Here is a 16,995-nt window from a genome sequence, read left to right as displayed (position 1 = left end):
GGGAAGCCACCAGTCGACACATACACGCCCATGCCACCGAGCCTGCTGCCGTCCACCTTGAAACTGCGCCATCACGCCCTCGTCTGGCTCGCTCTGTCGGGCTTGATCATGGCGACGATCTGCGCGACGACCTTCGTCCACCATCTGGAGCAGTTGCGCGCCGAGGCTGAGAGCACCTTCGCGAGTCGCAGCGCGCTGCTTGCCAAGTTTGTCGCCCTGCATCGCGACCGTGTCACCGTGATGCGCAAGCTGATGCAGGAGCGCTATGCCACGGGCGCCGTGCAGCCCAGCCCGGCGCCCAACGCCGAGCGGCACGCCGGGCAAGACAGCTGGTCGCTGCTGCCGGAGCCAGACGCGGCGGGCATCGCCAGCGGCAGCGCCCCCCTTCCGCTGAGCAACGAACAAAGCCGCGAGCTCGCGGCCGCCATGGCAATGGATGCGCAGATCAAGGCAGCGCTTCAGTACGACGCAGATCTGGCCTGGCTCTATTACCTCTCGGCCCAGCGCTTCATCTACATCGCGCCACACGGCAAAGTTGGCAGCTTCCATTTCAGCGACGCCCTCTACGAACGCGGCTACTGGGAGGCGTCGAGCCCGACGCGCAATCCCGCGCGTCGCATGATTCTGAAGGGGCCATACCAGGATCTGGCCGGTCAGGGCTGGATCGTGACGTTTGCCGAACCCGTCTACGCGGCCGAACACATGCTGGGCGTGGTGGCGGTCGATCTGCGCATCAACACCCTGGAGCAATTGGCCAATGTCGGCAGATCACTGGGCGAGACCATGATGGTCAGCGGCGACCAGCGTCTGATCGCCAAGCAAAGCGGATTCGCGCCGGGGATGCGCCTGCATCCGCCGCTGAGCCACAAGCTGATTGATTGGAACGCTGACGATGGTGGTGATCTTTGGCTGAGCAGCAGCGTCATCGACGATGAGCTCTGGCTGGTGCATCGCCTCCGCAGGCGTGAGCTCTATCTGGCAGCGGCACGGGAAAGCGGCTCGGCCTGGCTGATGGTGCTGCTGTTCGGCTTGCTGGCCATGATGGCCGTGCGCTTACGCGCAGCCCTGATTCAGGCCAAGCTTCTGATGCGTACCGACCCGCTTACACAGGCTTTGAATCGACGCGGCTTCTATGAGAAGGCCGAAGGCCTGCTGGCCTTGGCGCAGCGGCAACAGTTGGTCCTCGCTGTGCTGATCATGGACATCGACTTCTTCAAGAAGATCAATGACAGCCATGGCCATGCGGTGGGCGACACCGTGCTGAAGGACCTGGGCACAGCGCTGCGAAGTACCAAGCGCAGTTCGGATCTGGTCTGTCGCTGGGGCGGCGAGGAGTTCGTGCTGCTTCTGCCGCTTGCAAGCAGCGATCAGGCGCTGGCCTCTGCCGAGCGCCTACGTGCGCATGCGCAACTCATCCATGTCGGTGACATCAACGGGCCAACAATCACCCTCAGCGGTGGCTTGGTGATCAAGCGCGCGGACGAGCCGCTTGATGCCGCGATCAAGCGCGCCGACGAACTGCTCTACGAAGCCAAGCAGGGCGGGCGCAACAATATCCGGGCAGCAACATGAACGCTGCCGATGCGCTTACGCATCGAGCGCCGCTCTGCCACTCTGCGGACCGCACAAGGATTTGCGGCCATGCAGCGTCAGGCCATGCGCACGCAGTTGCGCCCCTCGTTCTTGGCCCGGTACATGGCCGCGTCGGCGTTCTTGGCCAGCAGCTCCTCGCTACCGCCATGCTCGGGATATTGCGCCACGCCGATGCTGGCGCCGATGTTGACGCGCCGCCCGGCGAGCTCGAAGTCCTGGTTCAGCGCATAGAGGATCTTCTCGGCCACCGCCAGGGCATCGGCGCCGCTGGCCACCTGGGGCAGCAGCACCACGAACTCGTCGCCGCCGACGCGCGCCACGGTGTCGGACTCGCGCAGGCAGCGCCGCATGCGCAGCGCCACCTCGCACAGCAGCTGGTCGCCCACGCCATGCCCCAGCTCGTCGTTGACGGGCTTGAAGCGGTCGAGGTCGACGAACAGCACGGCCAGCCGCGCCTTGCCGCGCTTGGCCGCCACCAGGGCCTGCTGCACACGGTCGGTCAGCAGGGTGCGGTTCGGCAGGCCGGTGAGCGCGTCGTAATGGGCGCGCTGCAGCATGCGCTCCTCGGCCTGCTTCTCGGCGGTGAGGTCGTCGTAGATGACCGCCAGCTCGCCCAGCGAGAGCTTGCAGATGTAGTTGGCGCGCCAGCCGGCGATCTGCCCGTCCTCGCCGCGCAGCGAGACCGGCGCCTGCTGCGCCTGGCCGCTGCGCCAGACCTGACGCAGGGCCTCCAGCAGCGCCTGGCCGATCTGGCCCGGGTAGACCTGCTGCACCAGCTTCCCCATCACCTGGGCCTCGCTGGCGTTCTCGATGCGCTCGGCCGTGCGGTTGAAGCCGATCAGCTGGAAGTCCCGGCCATCGGGCAGGGCGCGGAAGATCGCCACCCCGCTGCTGAGGTTCTCGAACAGCTCCTTCATGCGCGCCTCGCTCTCGCGCAGCATGCGCTCGGCGCGCTTGGCATTGCTGATGTCGCGCGCGATCGTGGAGGCGCCCACCACCTGGCCATGTTCGTTGAGCATCGGCGAGATGGTGGCGGCGATGTCCGGCAGGCGGCCATCCTTGGCCAGCCTGACGGTCTGGAAATGCGCCACCCACTCGCCGCGCGCCACCCGCGCCAGCAGCTGCGACTGCTCCTCGCCGCGATCGGGCGGCAGCAGCATCGCGCTGGGCCGGCCGATGGCCTCGGCGGCGCTGTAGCCGAACATGCGCTCGGCGCCATGGTTCCAGCTCACGATCACGCCATCCAGCCGCTCGCTGAGGATGGCATCGGTGGAGGACTCGATGATGGCGGCGAACTCCTGCAAGCCCTGCTCGGCCTGGCGCAGCCGGCTGTTGATCGCGGCCACCTCGCGGCTGCGCCGCTGTGCCTCGGTCACGTCCTCCACCTTGTGGACGATGCAGGCCAGCGCGCCGTCCGGGCCCAGCACCGGCAGGTTCAGCGGCTGCCAATAGCGCTCCTCGAAGCCGCTGCCGTCGGGCAGCCGGATGTCGTAGCGCTGCACCGCCATGCGGTCGGGCTCAAGGCGCTGCTGCACCCGCTCCAGCGAGGCGCGCAGATTGCGCACGCCGTCGGCCATGGGATCGTCGGGGTTGTCCGGAAACACCTCGAACAGCGCGCGCCCGATCACCGCCTCGCGCTGCGTCAGCGTGGCGCGCAAATAGGCGTCGGTCGCGGCCAGGATGCGCAGCGCCGGATCCAGCACCAGGTAGAGCCCCGGCAGCGTGTTGAACAGCAGCTGGAAATCGCAGGCGCCCTGCGGCTCGGCGGGCGGCGCATGCAAATCGGCAAGCACGGCATCCTGGTGCACCTGAGGTCTCCAAGGCAGACGGTCTTTGCGCCGCAAGCTCCCTGACTTGCTGACTCTAGTCCGATCCGGCCGGCTTGGCTGCCCCTGAGAAGGCGACAAGGACACTTGTCCTCACGGACGGACAATTGTTTTAGAATGCCGCGATGGACAGCAAGAAAGAACAGCTTTACGCGCTGCTGCGCGCCAACCCCTATGTGAGCCAGCAGGATCTGGCCCAGCAGCTGGGGCTGTCGCGCTCGGCGGTGGCCGGGCATATCGCGGCCCTCACGCGGGAGCGCCGCATCCTCGGGCGCGCCTATGTGCTGCCTCAGGCGCGCCCCATCGTGTGTATAGGCGGCAGCAATGTGGACCGCAAGCTGCGCAGCCTGGCGCCGCTGCAAATGCGCACCTCCAACCCAGCGGCCCTGCGCGAGACCCCGGGCGGGGTGGCGCGCAATGTGGCCGAGAACCTGGCGCGGCTGGGCCTGCCGGTGCATCTGCTCACCGCCGTGGGCGACGACCCGGCCGGGCGCGGCCTGCTGGGCCAGCTGCAACAGCTGGGCGCACAGACCGGCGGCAGCCTGCAGGCCGCCGACGCCCACACCGGCAGCTACACGGCGGTGCTGGATCTGTCCGGCGAGCTGGTGCTGGCGCTCGCGCATATGGAGCTGGTCGAGCGCATCACGCCCGACTTCCTGCGCCTGTGCGCGGCCCAGCGCGCACAGGCCGGCAGCCTGGTGCTTGACCTGAACCTGCCAGCCGCCAGCGTGCAGCTGCTGATCGAGGAGGCGCGCACCAGCGGCCAGCGCCTCAGCGCGGTGGCGGTCTCCCAGCCCAAGATGGAGCGCCTGCCCGAGGATCTGCAAGGCCTGGACCTGCTGATCCTGAACCGCGACGAATTGCAGACCCTCAGCGGCCTGCGCCTGGGCAGCGAGCGCGCCTGGCAGCGCGCCCTCGAACAGCTGCGCGCGCGCGGCCTGCAGCGCCTGGTGGTGACCGATGGCGCCGCCGGCCTGCGCCTGGCCGAGCAGGGCGGCGACCTGCAGACCATGGCGGCCGCGGCCGTGCCAGTGGCCGACGTCACCGGTGCCGGCGACGCCTTTGCCGCCGGTGTCTGCGCCGCCCTGCACCACGCTCCCGAAGACCTGACGGCGGCCTGCCGCCTGGGCCTCAGGCTCGCCGCCCTGACCCTGCAGACCGAACATACCGTCCACCCCGACCTGACGCCGGAGTTTCTATCCCATGCATGAATACCTCGAGTTCTCGGCCGAAGTGGCCGCCGCCCGCCGCGCCGGCCTGCCCATCGTGGCGCTGGAGTCCACCATCATTTCGCATGGCATGCCCCACCCGCAGAACGTGCAGACCGCGCGCGAGGTGGAGGCCCTGATACGCGCCGAGGGCGCGGTGCCGGCCACCATCGCGATCCTGGGCGGCAAGATCCGCATCGGCCTCGCCGACGCCGAGCTGGAGCTGCTGGGCCAGTCGCCCGAGGCCATGAAGGTGAGCCGGCGCGACCTGCCCTATGTGATCGCGAGCGGCAAGATCGGCGCCACCACCGTGGCCGCCACCATGATCTGCGCCGCGCTGGCCGAGATCCGGGTGTTCGTGACCGGCGGCATCGGCGGCGTGCACCGCGGCGCCGAGACCAGCTTCGACATCTCGGCCGATCTGCAGGAGCTGGCGCGCAGCTCGGTGGCGGTGGTGTGCGCCGGTGCCAAGAGCATTCTGGACATCGGCCTGACGCTCGAGTACCTGGAAACCCATGGCGTGCCGGTGCTGTCCATCGGCCAGGACAATTTCGCCGCCTTCTACACGCCCGACAGCGGCTTCAAGGCGGACTTCCGCCTCGACAGCCCGGCCGAGCAGGCGCGCTTTCTGAAGACCAAGTGGGCGCTGGGCCTGAGCGGTGGCGTGGTGATCAGCAATCCGGTGCCGGCGGCCGAGGCCATGCCGCGCGCCGAGATCGCTGCCATCACCGCGCAGGCCCTGCAGGAGGCGGCCGCCCAGGGCATCGCCGGCAAGGCCGTCACGCCCTTTCTGCTCGCACGCATCAAGGCCCTCACCGCGGGGCGCAGCCTGGCCACCAATATCGCCCTGGTGAAGCACAACGCGGTGGCGGGGGCGCGGCTGGCGCGTGCGCTGCAAGTGTGAAGTGCGCACGCCGCTGCGCCCGTTCACCGAAGCGAAACACCGCCGGCGGTGGAACCGGCTAAGCTGGGCGGCCCCTTCAGCCGAGCCCGACACCAGCATGCGCAGCAGCAAGTCCATCGCCCTCACCGCCCTTGTCCTAGCCATCGCCGCCGGCGGCTGGTGGTGGAAACAACAGCAGGCGGGCGGGGGGGCGAAGGACGGCACGGCCGCGCCGGCGGCTTCCGCGGCGTCCGGCGCCGGCAAGGGCGCCGCCCCGCAGGCCGTGGGCGTGGTGAAGGCCCTGCGCCAGGACGTGCCCGTGACCCTGGAGGCCAGCGGCACGGTCACCGCGCTCAGCAATGTGGACCTGCGCGCCCAGACCACCAGCACCGTGCGCGAGGTGCTGGTGAAGGACGGCCAGACGGTGCGCAAGGGCGCGCTGCTGTTCCGCTTCGACGACCGCGCCGACCGCGCCAACCTCGAGAAGGCGCGTGCTCAGGCGGCGCGCAGCCGCGCCAGCATGGCCGACCTGGAGCGCCAGTACCAGCGCGCCCGCGAGCTGCTGGCGCAGAACTTCGTGGCGCAGAACGCGGTCGATACCGCGCTGGCCAATCTGGAAGGCCAGCGCGCCCAGCTGCAGGCCGACGAGGCCGCGCTGCAGTCGGCCCAGGTGGCGCTCAGCTACAACGAGGTGCGCGCGCCGCTGTCCGGCCGCGCCGGCATCGTCAGCGTGGTGGCGGGCAGCCTGGTGCAGGCCAGCGCGGCCGCCGTGCCGCTGGTGAGCATCGCGCAGATCAACCCCATCGGCGTGAGCTTCAACGTGCCCGAGACCCAGCTCGCGCCGCTGCTGGCCGCCACCCGCCAGGGCAAGGGCGAGACGGCGGCCCTGGAGGCCCAGGTGCTGATGCCCGGTGCGGCGCGCAGCGGCGCGCCCGAGGCCAAGGTGCTGGGGCGCGTCAGCTTTGTGGACAACCTGGTCGACGCCAGCACCGGCACGATCAAGGTGCGCGCCGACTTCGAGAACGCCGGCGAGACGCTCTGGCCCGGCCAGTATGTGCGCATCCGCATGACGCTGCGCAGCATCAAGGACGCAGTGGTGATCCCGCAGGCCGCCATCATCCTGCGCGGCAACGAGCGCTCGGTCTATGTGGTGGATGCCGACAAGACCGCGCAACTCAAGCCGGTACAGCTGCGCTACCCCTTCGGCGAGCTGGCGGTGGTGGAAGGCATTGACGCCGGCGCCACCGTGGTGCTGGACGGCAAGCAGAACCTGCGCCCGGGCACGCCGGTGAAGGAGCAGGCGGCGGCGGTGAATCCCGCGGCCCCGGCCAAGAAGGCCTCCGATGCCGCGTCCGGAGCCAAGGCATGAATCTCACCGAGCTCTTCATCCGGCGGCCGGTGATGACCGTGCTGCTGAACATCGCGCTGGTGATCGCCGGCCTGGCCGCCTGGGGCAAGATCCCGGTGGCCGCCCTGCCCTCCTACAACACGCCGGTCATCAATGTGCAGGCCAGCCTGCCAGGCGCCAGCCCCGAGACCATGTCGTCCTCGGTGGCGCTGCCGCTGGAGAAGCAGTTCTCCACCATCGCCGGCGTGACGACGATCTCGTCCACCAACATCCTCGGCTCGACCTCGCTGACGATCGAGTTCGACCCCTCGCGCAATATCGATGCCGCGGCGCTGGACGTGCAGGCGGCGCTGTTCCGCTCGCTGCGCGCGCTGCCGGCCGAGATGACCTCGCCGCCCTCCTACCGCAAGGTGAATCCGGCCGATGCGCCGGTGCTGCTGGTGGCGCTGACCTCGCCTTCGATGAATCTCTCGGACCTGAACGACTTTGCCGAGAACCTCATCACCCCCAGCCTCTCCACCATCAACGGCGTGGCCCAGGTCTCGATCTTCGGCCAGAAGCGCTATGCGGTGCGCATCCGCGTGCGCACCGAGGACCTGAACCAGCGCAACATCACGCTGGAGGAGCTGCAGGCCGCCATCAAGGGCGCGAATGCGAACACCCCGGTAGGCGTGCTGGACGGCTCGCGCCAGACCCTCACCATCCAGGCCAACAAGCAGCTCAAGAGCGCGCGCGAGTTCGGCACCATCGTGGTGGCCTCGCGCAATGGCGCGCCCATCTACCTGCGCGACGTGGCCGAAGTGCAGGACAGCTACGAGACCGTCAAGTCCTTCAGCAACTTCAACGGCGAGCGCTCCATCGTGCTGGCGGTGCAGCGCCAGCCCGACGCCAACACGGTGCAGGTGGTGGACGCGGTGAAGGCGATGCTGCCGCGCTTTGCCAGCCAGCTGCCCGCGTCGGTGCAGATGACCACGCTGAACGACCGCTCGCGTTCGATCCGCGAGTCGCTGCACGACGTCTATTTCACGCTCGCGCTGACGGTGGCCCTGGTGGTGCTGGTGATCTTCATCTTCCTGCGCCGCGCCGTCGCCACGCTGATCCCCACGCTGTCGCTGCCGATCTCGCTGATCGGCGCCCTCACCCTGCTGTTCGCGCTGGGCTACAGCCTCGACAACATCTCGCTGCTGGGCATCACGCTGGCGGTGGGCCTGGTGGTGGACGATGCCATCGTGATGCTGGAGAACATCGTGCGCCATGTGGAGGACGGCATGGAGCCCTTCGCCGCGGCGATACGCGGCGCGCGCGAAATGGCCTTCACCATCATGTCGATCTCGATCTCGCTGGTGGCGGTGCTGATCCCGATCTTCTTCATGCCGGGGGTGATCGGCCTGCTGTTCCATGAGTTCGCGGTGGTGGTGTCGCTCTCCATCCTGGTCTCGGCCGGCGTCTCGCTGAGCCTGGTGCCGATGCTGTGCAGCCGCTTCCTCAAGCCGCACCACCATGTGCAGGAGAACGCGCTGGGGCGCAGCTTCGAGGCCGGCTTCCATGCGGTGCTGGGCGCCTACACGCGCAGCCTCGACTGGGCGCTGCGCCACCGCAGCTGGATCCTGGGCCTAGCGCTGGCCAGCTTTGCCGCCACCGTCTGGTTCTACAACGCCATCCCCAAGGGCTTCTTCCCCGAGGAAGACATCGGCCAGATCCAGGCCAGCACCGAGGCCAGCGAGGACATCAGCTTCAACGCCATGACGGTGCTGCAGGAGCAGGCGGCCGCGCTGGTGAAGTCCGACCCCGCGGTGGCCAGTGTGGCGGCCGCGGTGGGCCAGGGCGGTGGCGGCGGCAACGCCAGCAACACCGGCCGCATGTTCATCAACCTGAAGCCGCGCGGCGAGCGCCCGCCCATGCCCCAGGTGCTGGAGAGCCTGCGCAAGAAGCTGCGCGGCCTGCCCGGCATCGCCGTCTACCTGCGCCCGGTGCAGAACCTGCAGCTGGGCGGCCGCCAGAGCAAGAGCCGCTACCAGTACACCTTGCAGTCGGTGGCCGCGGGCGAGCTCAACCAATGGGCGGTCAAGCTGCAGGAAAAGCTGCGCGGCGACGCGCTGTTCCGCGACGTCACCAGCGACTCGCAGCTGCGCGGCCTGGAGGCCAACCTCATCATCGACCGCGAGCGCGCCGCCATGCTGGGCGTGCAGATGCAGGACCTGCGCAGCGCGCTCTACGACGCCTTCGGCGAGCGCCAGATCTCCAGCATCTACGCCGAGAGCAACACCTACCAGGTGATCATGGAGGCCAGCGAGGGCGACCGCCTCAGCGAGGACGCCTTCAACAAGATCTATCTGCGCGGCAAGAACAACGCCCAGGTGCCGCTCACCGCCTTTGCCACGGTGCGGCGCGGCCTCGGGCCCACCGCCATCAACCACCAGGGCCAGTTGCAGGCGATCACGCTGTCCTTCAACCTGGCGCCCGATGTGCCGCTGGGCGACGCCACCGCCAGGCTGGATGGTTATGTGAAGGAGCTGCGCTTCCCGGCCAGCGTGATCACCAGCTATGGCGGCGATGCGGCGGTGTTCCAGGACTCGCAGGGTGGCCAGCTGCTGCTGATCGCACTGGCACTGGCGGTCATCTATGTGCTGCTGGGCGTGCTCTACGAGAGCTATATCCACCCCATCACCATCCTGGCCGGCCTGCCCTCGGCGGCGGTGGGCGCGCTGCTGACGCTGCAGCTCTTCAGCGTCGAGCTGACGGTGATTGCCACCATCGGCATCGTGATGCTGATCGGCATCGTGAAGAAGAACGCCATCATGATGATCGACTTCGCGCTGGACGCGCAGCGCAATGGCGGCATGAGCCCGCAGGCCGCCATCCGCGAGGCCTGCATCCTGCGCTTCCGCCCCATCATGATGACCACGCTGGCGGCGCTGATGGGCGCCCTGCCGATCGCGCTGGGCCTGGGCGCCGGCGCCGAGCTGCGCCAGCCCCTCGGCCTGGCGGTGGTGGGCGGCCTGATCGTCTCGCAGGCGGTGACGCTCTACATCACGCCGGTGATCTATCTGGCGCTGGACCGCTACAGCGGCAAGGGGCCGGACATGCGCGAGGTCAAGGCCACGCGCATGACCGAGCATGCAGCGGGTTAGGCGAGTTGACTAGCCCGGACTCGCCGGGGCCTTCTGCATCTCGGCCTTGACCTTGTACATGTCCTGATCGGCGGCGCGCAGCAGGTCCTGCATGTCGCGCGCGTCGTCGGGGAAGATGGCGATGCCCATGGCGGCGCTGACATGCACCGCCACATGGTGCTGAGCCAGGAACACCGGCGCGGCCAGCGCCGCCACCAGCTTCTCGCGCACCAGGGCCGCGGCCTCATGGCTGGCCACCTCGGGCAGGATGATGAGGAATTCGTCGCCGCCCACGCGGCCCACCGTGTCGGCATCGCGCAGGCCGGCGGCGAGGCGCTGCGCCATCGCCTTCAGCACCACGTCGCCGCTCTCATGGCCGTAGCGGTCGTTCACCGGCTTGAAGCCGTTCAGGTCCACGAACATCAGCGCCAGGCCCTGCTGGTGCCGCTGGGCATGGGCGAGGGCGCGATCCAGGCGGTCGTGCAGCAGCCGCAGCGAGGGCAGGCCGGTGAGCGCGTCGTGGTTGGCCAGATGCCGCACCACCTCCTCGGCGCGCGTGCGCTTGGCCACCTCGTCCTTCAGCTCGGCCAGGCTGCGCTCCACCGACTCGGCCATCTCGTCGATCACCGCCGAGAGCTCGCCAAACTCGGAACTGTCCTGCAGCTTGGTGCGGCTGCCATGCCGGCCCACCCGCACCGCCTGCGCCCAGCGCCGCAGCACCTCGAGCGGATGCCGCACCGAGCGGTCGAAGTTGTAGAACAGCAGCAGCGCATGCAGGAACAGCACCATGGCCACGCCCGCGGCCAGCCAGATGGCCCAGCTGATCTGCTGTTCGGTGGCCTCGCGCTGCGCGCTCAGGCGCTGCTCCAGCAGCTGATGGAATTCGCGCAACGGCCGCATGATCTCGGCCTTGGCTTGGCGGTAGGCCGCGCCATGCACCAGCTCCAGCGCCTGGCGCCATTCCTCGTCGCTGAGGCTTTGCGCCGAGCCGCGCGTGTCCACCATACCGATGGCCTGCTCCTCCACCGCCAGCAGCGCGTCGGAGCGCCGCTTGGCGGCGTCCAGCAGCGCCAGCTCGTCGGCGGCGAACCCGGCCTGGCGGATGCGCTCGCTCAGCGAGCTCTCACGCCCCTGGCCGCGCGCCTGACGCAGGCCCGGCTCGGCCAGCACCATGTCCCAGTAAAAGCCGTCGTCATGCGGCGGGCGCGCCACCAGGCCGTCGCGCATGCGCGAGATCTCGCGGAAGTACTCGGCATAGCGGGGCTCGCGCGTCACCACGAACAGGCGCGCCATCAGCGTCAGATCGTCGGAGGACTTCTGCATCTCGCCGGCCAGCTCGCGCGCCTCCAGGCGGCGCGCCTGCACCTCGCCCAGGTGTTTGTAGGACATCGCCAGATGCAGCAGCGCCGCCATCATGGCGCCGACCAAGACCACCTGGAGCGAGAGATGCAGGGCGAGCTTGGTGCGTATCAGCATGGGCCCTAAGCCAGCACGCTGCGGGCCAGCTGCTCGGCCCGCGCTTCGATCAGGTTGAGCACATGCTCAAAACCCTTGGCGCTGCCGTAATAGGGATCGGGCACCTCGGCGCCGTCCTCGAGAAACAGGCCCAGGCGCGCCAGCAGCGGCGGCGGGCATTGCTCGCGCAAGGCCTCCAGCACCTCCAGGTCCATCGCCAGGATCTGGTCGAAGCGCTCGAAGTCCGCCGGCGCGACACGGCGCGAGCGCCATTTCTTCTCGGCCTTGTACTGGCGCTGCGCCAGCGCGGCGAGCGCGCGCGGGTCCATCGGATTGCCGCGCGGCGAGGCCCGCACGCCGGCCGATTCGATGCGCCCCAGGCCCAGCAGCGGGGCGCGCGCCCTGAACACCACCTCGGCCATGGGTGAGCGGCAGATATTGGCCACGCAGACGAGGAGGATGGAACTCATGGGCGCCGATGATAAGGCTCAGCGCGCCAGCTCGGCCCGCATCGCGTCGATCACGGCCTTGTAGTCGGGCTTGCCGAAGATGGCCGAGCCGGCCACGAAGGTATCGGCGCCGGCATCGGCGATGCTCCGGATGTTGTCCACCTTGACGCCGCCGTCGATCTCCAGGCGGATGTCGCGGCCGCTCTTCTCGATGATGCGGCGCGCCTGCTCGAGCTTCTTCAGCGCCGAGGGAATGAAGCTCTGGCCGCCGAAGCCCGGGTTCACGCTCATGATGAGGATCAGGTCGACCTTGTCGATCACCCATTCCAGCACGTCCAGCGGCTCGGCCGGGTTGAACACCAGGCCGGCCTGCGCGCCCTCGGCCTTGATCAGCTGCAGGGTGCGGTCCACATGGGTGGAGGCATCGGGGTGGAAGCTCACCAGATCGGCGCCGGCCTTGGCAAAGGCCACCGCCAGGCTGTCCACCGGCTGCACCATCAGGTGCACGTCGATGGGCGCCGGCGTGCCGTCGGGCTTCACCGCATGCTTGCGCAGCGCCTCGCACACCATCGGCCCGAAGGTGAGGTTGGGCACGTAATGGTTGTCCATCACGTCGAAGTGGATCCAGTCGGCGCCGTCGGCCAGCACCTGGCGCACCTCCTCGCCCAGGCGGGCAAAGTCGGCGGAGAGGATGCTGGGGGCGATGCGGTAGGTGGTGCTCATGATGGCGAGGCGCTCGGAGTTGATGCGGAACGATTTTAGGTGGGCACCCTGAAGGCACGCCGCGCCTCAAGCACGCGGCCATGCGTCACGCAGGCCGGATGATGGTCGTTCACCAGGCCCATGGCCTGCATCAGCGCATACATGGTGGTGGGCCCGACGAACTTCCAGCCACGCTTCTTGAGGTCCTTGGAGAGCGCACGCGAGCGCTCGGACTCGGCACGCCAGCCCGGCTGCGCCGCCTCCTCGTAGCGCCAGAAGAAGGCCGCCAGGCTGCCGCATTCGGCGCGCAGCTCGATGGCGCGCGCGGCGTTGTGGATGGCTGCCTCGATCTTGCCGCGATGGCGCACGATGCCGGCGTCCTGCAGCAGGCGCTCGACATCGGCCGCGCCAAATGCCGCCACGCGCTCGAAGTCGAAGCCCGCAAAGGCGGCGCGAAAGGCCTCGCGCTTGGCCAGGATGGTGCGCCAGGACAGCCCCGACTGGAAGCCCTCCAGGCACAGCTTCTCGTACAGCCGCACGTCGTTGTCCACCGGGAAGCCCCACTCACCGTCGTGGTAATGCAGATAGGCGGGAAAGCCGGGCGCCTCGCACCAGCGGCAGCGCGCGCCGCCGTCGGGGGCGATGTAAAGAGAGGTTTCATCGGTGCTCATGGCCGTGCATTCTGCCTAGGGTCCCTAGAATGACCCGCATGGCACATCCCGAATTCCGTTGCAGCGTGCAAGTGCAGCCCCTGGCCGAGCAGACCGATGCCGCCCAGGATCTCCATGCCTACAGCTACACCGTGACGATAGAGAACAGCGGCGACATCGCCGCCCAGCTGGTGGCCAGGCATTGGCAGATCACCGATGCGCGCGGCGAGGTGCAGGAGGTGCATGGCCTGGCGGTGGTGGGCCACCAGCCGCTGCTGCAGCCGGGCGAGCGCTTCCAGTACAGCTCCTGGGCCCAGATCGCCACCAAGCAGGGCAGCATGAAGGGCCGCTACCTCTGCGTCACCGAGGCGGCCGAGGTGTTCTACGCCGAGGTGCCCGAATTCGCGCTGGCCGACAGCGCCAGCCTGCACTGATGGCCCACAAGGCATCTGCCGCCTGGGACCTCACCGCGCTGCTCAACGCAGCCGACCCCAAGGCCGCGCTGGTGCAGCGCAATCTCTGGTTGGTGCGCCTGCTCGAATGGCTGCGCCACGCCCCCGCCAGGAACGAGGAGCCCGCCGGCGAGGACCGCGGCACGCCGCTGCCGCTGCGCCGCCTCAAGCATCTGCTGAACGTGCTGGAGCGCCACCCCGAACATGCGCGCAGCTTTGCCGCGGTGATCAGCGGGGTCTGGGCCGAGGCGGATGCGCTGGGCCTGTTTGCCGAGGTGGGCTTCGCCCCGCGCATGGACCTGTGGGGCGAGTTCTTCACGCGCCTGCGCGAGCGCCTGCTGCCCGATACCGCCGACACGCGCGACCTGGGCGAGCTGTTCGCCCTGCTGTTCCCGGCCGAGTCCGACGAGCAATGGCTGCTGGCCATCGACGACGAGCTGCTGGAGCGCGTGGCGCGGCTGTTCAAGCCCGAGCAGGCCGCCCGCGACTGGCGCGAGGCCCTCGTCAGCGCACTCACCGTGATGGTGAGCGCGGTGCGCGCCGCCGGTCTGGCCGGGCCGATGCGCCGCCGCATGGATCAGGCGCTGCTGAGCGACCAGCCCTTCGAGCAGCTGGCCGCGGCCGGCGATGCGGTGGTGGCGGCGCTGCGCACGCAAGACCACGCGGCGCTCGCGCCGGCGCTGCAGTTCTTCCGCGCCCTGCTGGCGCGCTGCAACCAGGCCGCGGCCACCGTGCCCGATCACCTGGAGGAGCATGGCGTCTCGGTGGACCTGATGTTCGAGGTGGAGCAGCTGCTGGCGCGCAGCCAGCGCATCGAGGACCTGCTGGACTGCCTGGTGAGCGAACGGCCGCAGCGCGAGCTGCTGCGCCTGGTGGCGGGCCTGGTGCGCGTGGTGCACGAGCGCCGCAGCATCCACACCCTGTTTTCGCGCCATTACTCGCTGCTGGCGCGCAAGGTGGCCGAGCGCAGCGCCGCGACCGGCGAGCACTACATCACCCGCGACCGCAGCGAGTACCGCGACATGCTGAGGCGCGCCGCCGGCGGCGGCCTGGTAATCGTGGGCACCACCTTCGCCAAGTTCGCGGTGATGGCGCTGGGCCTCACCGCCTTCTGGGCCGGCTTCTGGGCCGGCGCCAATTACGCGCTGAGCTTCGTCATCATCCATCTGCTGCACTGGACCGTGGCCACCAAGCAGCCGGCCATGACGGCGCCGGCGATGGCGCACAAGCTGCAGCACATCGCCACGCCCGAGGGCCTGGAGAGCTTTGTCGACGAGGTGGCGAATCTGTTCCGCTCCCAGGTGGCCGGCATCCTCGGCAATCTGCTGATGGTGGCGCCGCTGGTGCTGGGCGTGCAACTGCTCAGCCGGGCGCTCTTCGGCGGCACGCCGGTGGGCGAGCACGATGCCCATTACGTGCTGCACTCGCTCAACGTGCTGGGCCCCTCCTGGCTGTTCGCCGCCTTCACCGGCGTGCTGCTGTTCGCCAGCAGCCTGATGGCCGGCTGGGTGGAGAACTGGTTCGTGTTCCACCGGCTGGACAGCGCCATCGCCTGGAATCCGCGCATCATCGCGCGCCTGGGCCAGGCGCGTGCGCAGCGCTGGGCGGCCTGGTGGCGCGCCAATATCTCGGGGCTGGCGGCGAATGTCTCGCTGGGCATGATGCTGGGCCTGGTGCCAGCCCTGCTGGCCTTCTTCGGCCTGCCCATCGAGGTGCGCCACATCACCCTTTCCACCGGCCAGCTGGCCGCCGCGGTCGGCAATCTGGGCCTTGGCGTGATGGCGAGCAGCCCCTTCTGGCTGTGCGTGATCGGCGTGCTGGGCACCGGCGCCCTGAACTTGGGCGTGAGCTTCTATCTCGCCTTCAAGGTGGCGCTGCGCTCGCGCGGCATCAAGCTGGACGACCAGCGCCGCGTGCTGGGGGCGATCTGGCAACGCCTGCGCAGCGCCCCGCGCAGCTTCTTCCTGCCGCCCCGGCCTTGAGCGCCGCTCAGGCCTGGTCGTCGCCGCTCTTGCCTTCTTCCGGGAGACGGCGCTCGCCACCCTTGCGGCCCGAGAACATGGTCCACCAGACAATGAACACCAGCAGGGCCAAGGCGCCCAAGGCTTCCAGCAAGATCACGCCCATGTCGGTTCGAACCCTTTTGTTCTGCTCTTCCAGCACCCGCGCGAACTGCGCGGCGGCGCTGATTCTAGGCGCGCTGCTGGCCTTGAGCGGCTGCGGTGCCCCGCCGCTGGTGCGCGAGCCCGCTCCCGCCCCCGCGCTCCAGGAGCCCGCGCCCGCCAGCGTGCCGGCGGCGAGCGCGCCGCGTGAACGCGCGGTGCTGCAGCGTGAGCGCGCGCGCTGGGTGGCACATGACTGGTCCGAGCTGCCCGGCTGGGGCGAGGACCGCGCCGCCGAGCTCTGGCCCGCCCTGCTGCAGTCCTGCGCAAGACCTGCCCCCGGCTGGTCTACCTTGTGCGCGCGCGCCGCCCTGCAGGCGCCGGCCGATGACATGGAGGCCCAGCTGTTCCTGATGAAGCACCTGCAGCCCTACCGGGTGGAGAGCCTGGAGGGCGAGGCGCTGGGCCTGATCACCGGCTATTACGAGCCCATGCTGGAGGCGCGGCGGGCGCCGCAGGGCAACTTCCGCACGCCACTGCACGGCCCGCCGCCGGACCTCGCGCAGCGCCGCCCCTACTACACGCGCCAACAGATCGAGAGCGATGGCGAGCTGCGCGCGCGCCTGAAGCGGCATGAGCTGGCCTATGTGGAAGACCCGCTGGACGCGCTGGTGCTGCAGATCCAGGGCTCGGGCCGCTTGCGCCTGCCCGATGGCAGATGGCTGCGGCTGGCCTTTGCCGGCCACAACGACCAGCCCTACCAGTCGATCGGCCGCAGCCTGATCGAGCGCGGCGAGCTGCGCGCCGGCGAGGCCTCCTGGCCGGCCATCAAGGACTGGGCGCGCCGCAATCCGCAGCGCCTCGGCGAGCTGCTGTGGAGCAACCCGCGCTATGTGTTCTTCCGCGAGGAGGCCCTGCCCGACCCGGCCCTGGGCCCGCGCGGCGCCCAGGGCGTGCCGCTCACGCCGGGCCGCTCGATCGCGGTGGACCGCGCCAGCATTCCCTATGGCACACCGGTCTGGCTGGACACCAGCGAGCCGCTCTCCAACCAGCCGCTGCGCCGCCTGGTGATGGCGCAGGACACCGGCAGCGCCATCACCGGCGCGGTGCGGGCCGACTATTTCTGGGGCTGGGGCAGCGAGGCCGAGGCACAGGCCGGCCGCATGAAGCAGCCGCTGCGCATGTGGGTGCTGTGGCCGCGCAGCTGATCGAACTCA

The 16,995-nt window shown here is 69.4% G+C and carries 14 protein-coding genes; 8 read left to right on the top strand and 6 right to left on the bottom strand.

The window, feature by feature from the left end:
• Positions 1-30: 30 nt before the first annotated feature.
• Complete coding sequence (locus tag PFX98_RS10000) at positions 31-1,572, top strand: sensor domain-containing diguanylate cyclase (RefSeq protein ID WP_285235055.1); 1,542 nt, start codon at positions 31-33, stop codon at positions 1,570-1,572.
• A 77-nt stretch (positions 1,573-1,649) separates the two neighbouring features.
• On the opposite strand, the gene PFX98_RS09995 is transcribed toward PFX98_RS10000, so the two are convergent.
• Positions 1,650-3,386: a sensor domain-containing protein gene (locus tag PFX98_RS09995; protein ID WP_285235054.1), complete on the bottom strand. Its 1,737-nt coding sequence runs from the start codon at positions 3,384-3,386 to the stop codon at positions 1,650-1,652.
• Positions 3,387-3,544: 158 nt separating this feature from the next.
• On the opposite strand from PFX98_RS09995, the gene PFX98_RS09990 reads away from it, so the two are divergent.
• From PFX98_RS09990 to PFX98_RS09975, 4 genes are all read left to right on the top strand, one after another.
• Positions 3,545-4,630 (top strand): carbohydrate kinase family protein, encoded by a 1,086-nt coding sequence (locus PFX98_RS09990; RefSeq protein WP_285235053.1) that lies wholly within the window; start codon positions 3,545-3,547, stop codon positions 4,628-4,630.
• Positions 4,623-5,531 carry a pseudouridine-5'-phosphate glycosidase gene (locus tag PFX98_RS09985; protein WP_285235052.1) on the top strand — a complete coding sequence of 303 codons (909 nt, stop codon included), beginning with the start codon at positions 4,623-4,625 and terminating at the stop codon, positions 5,529-5,531. Before PFX98_RS09990 ends, PFX98_RS09985 begins: the two co-directional genes overlap by 8 nt.
• 97 nt (positions 5,532-5,628) lie before the next feature.
• Positions 5,629-6,879: an efflux RND transporter periplasmic adaptor subunit gene (locus PFX98_RS09980; RefSeq protein WP_285235051.1), complete on the top strand. Its 1,251-nt coding sequence runs from the start codon at positions 5,629-5,631 to the stop codon at positions 6,877-6,879.
• A complete protein-coding gene (locus PFX98_RS09975) occupies positions 6,876-9,989 on the top strand; it encodes an efflux RND transporter permease subunit (RefSeq protein ID WP_285235050.1) in 3,114 nt (1,037 codons plus the stop codon). The genes PFX98_RS09980 and PFX98_RS09975 overlap by 4 nt, the downstream gene beginning before the upstream one ends.
• A gap of 9 nt (positions 9,990-9,998) precedes the next feature.
• On the opposite strand, the gene PFX98_RS09970 is transcribed toward PFX98_RS09975, so the two are convergent.
• From PFX98_RS09970 to PFX98_RS09955, 4 genes are read right to left on the bottom strand one after another with little or no spacing between them, the layout of a single operon-like run.
• Positions 9,999-11,444: a GGDEF domain-containing protein gene (locus PFX98_RS09970; protein WP_285235049.1), complete on the bottom strand. Its 1,446-nt coding sequence runs from the start codon at positions 11,442-11,444 to the stop codon at positions 9,999-10,001.
• 5 nt (positions 11,445-11,449) lie between these two features.
• Complete coding sequence (locus PFX98_RS09965; RefSeq protein ID WP_285235048.1) at positions 11,450-11,893, bottom strand: low molecular weight protein-tyrosine-phosphatase; 444 nt, start codon at positions 11,891-11,893, stop codon at positions 11,450-11,452.
• 18 nt (positions 11,894-11,911) lie between these two features.
• Entirely contained in the window at positions 11,912-12,595 is a 684-nt protein-coding gene (gene rpe, locus PFX98_RS09960) for a ribulose-phosphate 3-epimerase (RefSeq protein WP_285235047.1), read from the bottom strand.
• Between the two features lie 35 nt (positions 12,596-12,630).
• Positions 12,631-13,245, bottom strand: coding sequence for a DNA-3-methyladenine glycosylase I (locus PFX98_RS09955; RefSeq protein WP_285235046.1), 615 nt, complete (start codon positions 13,243-13,245; stop codon positions 12,631-12,633).
• Between the two features lie 38 nt (positions 13,246-13,283).
• Between PFX98_RS09955 and apaG the strand changes: the two genes are divergently transcribed.
• Both apaG and PFX98_RS09945 read left to right on the top strand, forming a co-directional pair.
• Positions 13,284-13,658 carry a Co2+/Mg2+ efflux protein ApaG gene (gene apaG / locus PFX98_RS09950; RefSeq protein WP_285235045.1) on the top strand — a complete coding sequence of 125 codons (375 nt, stop codon included), beginning with the start codon at positions 13,284-13,286 and terminating at the stop codon, positions 13,656-13,658.
• On the top strand, positions 13,658-15,658 hold the full coding sequence (locus PFX98_RS09945) for a site-specific recombinase (protein ID WP_285235044.1): 2,001 nt from the start codon (positions 13,658-13,660) through the stop codon (positions 15,656-15,658). The genes apaG and PFX98_RS09945 overlap by 1 nt, the downstream gene beginning before the upstream one ends.
• A 7-nt stretch (positions 15,659-15,665) precedes the next feature.
• On the opposite strand, the gene PFX98_RS09940 is transcribed toward PFX98_RS09945, so the two are convergent.
• Positions 15,666-15,803, bottom strand: coding sequence for a hypothetical protein (locus tag PFX98_RS09940; RefSeq protein ID WP_285235043.1), 138 nt, complete (start codon positions 15,801-15,803; stop codon positions 15,666-15,668).
• On the opposite strand from PFX98_RS09940, the gene mltA reads away from it, so the two are divergent.
• The gene (gene mltA / locus PFX98_RS09935) at positions 15,802-16,986 is read left to right on the top strand and encodes a murein transglycosylase A (RefSeq protein WP_425334680.1); all 1,185 of its coding nucleotides are present in this window, start codon (positions 15,802-15,804) and stop codon (positions 16,984-16,986) included. The two genes, PFX98_RS09940 and mltA, sit on opposite strands and share 2 nt — an antisense overlap.
• Positions 16,987-16,995: the final 9 nt, after the last annotated feature.

The organism is Paucibacter sediminis, assembly GCF_030254645.1.
GTDB lineage: Bacteria > Pseudomonadota > Gammaproteobacteria > Burkholderiales > Burkholderiaceae_C > Paucibacter_B > Paucibacter_B sediminis.
The sequence above is the reverse complement of the archived record's forward strand: the minus strand, read 5'-3'. Positions and strand labels throughout refer to the sequence as shown.

Excerpts from the sequence above, each read along its gene's own strand:
- apaG (WP_285235045.1), top strand. The coding sequence starts at position 13,284 with ATGGCACATCCCGAATTCCGTTGCAGCGTGCAAGTGCAGCCCCTGGCC.
- PFX98_RS10000 (WP_285235055.1), top strand. The coding sequence starts at position 31 with ATGCCACCGAGCCTGCTGCCGTCCACCTTGAAACTGCGCCATCACGCC.
- PFX98_RS09970 (WP_285235049.1), bottom strand. The coding sequence starts at position 11,444 with ATGCTGATACGCACCAAGCTCGCCCTGCATCTCTCGCTCCAGGTGGTC.
- PFX98_RS09990 (WP_285235053.1), top strand. The coding sequence starts at position 3,545 with ATGGACAGCAAGAAAGAACAGCTTTACGCGCTGCTGCGCGCCAACCCC.
- rpe (WP_285235047.1), bottom strand. The coding sequence starts at position 12,595 with ATGAGCACCACCTACCGCATCGCCCCCAGCATCCTCTCCGCCGACTTT.
- PFX98_RS09955 (WP_285235046.1), bottom strand. The coding sequence starts at position 13,245 with ATGAGCACCGATGAAACCTCTCTTTACATCGCCCCCGACGGCGGCGCG.
- PFX98_RS09965 (WP_285235048.1), bottom strand. The coding sequence starts at position 11,893 with ATGAGTTCCATCCTCCTCGTCTGCGTGGCCAATATCTGCCGCTCACCC.
- mltA (WP_425334680.1), top strand. The coding sequence starts at position 15,802 with ATGTCGGTTCGAACCCTTTTGTTCTGCTCTTCCAGCACCCGCGCGAAC.
- PFX98_RS09975 (WP_285235050.1), top strand. The coding sequence starts at position 6,876 with ATGAATCTCACCGAGCTCTTCATCCGGCGGCCGGTGATGACCGTGCTG.
- PFX98_RS09980 (WP_285235051.1), top strand. The coding sequence starts at position 5,629 with ATGCGCAGCAGCAAGTCCATCGCCCTCACCGCCCTTGTCCTAGCCATC.
- PFX98_RS09945 (WP_285235044.1), top strand. The coding sequence starts at position 13,658 with ATGGCCCACAAGGCATCTGCCGCCTGGGACCTCACCGCGCTGCTCAAC.
- PFX98_RS09940 (WP_285235043.1), bottom strand. The coding sequence starts at position 15,803 with ATGGGCGTGATCTTGCTGGAAGCCTTGGGCGCCTTGGCCCTGCTGGTG.
- PFX98_RS09985 (WP_285235052.1), top strand. The coding sequence starts at position 4,623 with ATGCATGAATACCTCGAGTTCTCGGCCGAAGTGGCCGCCGCCCGCCGC.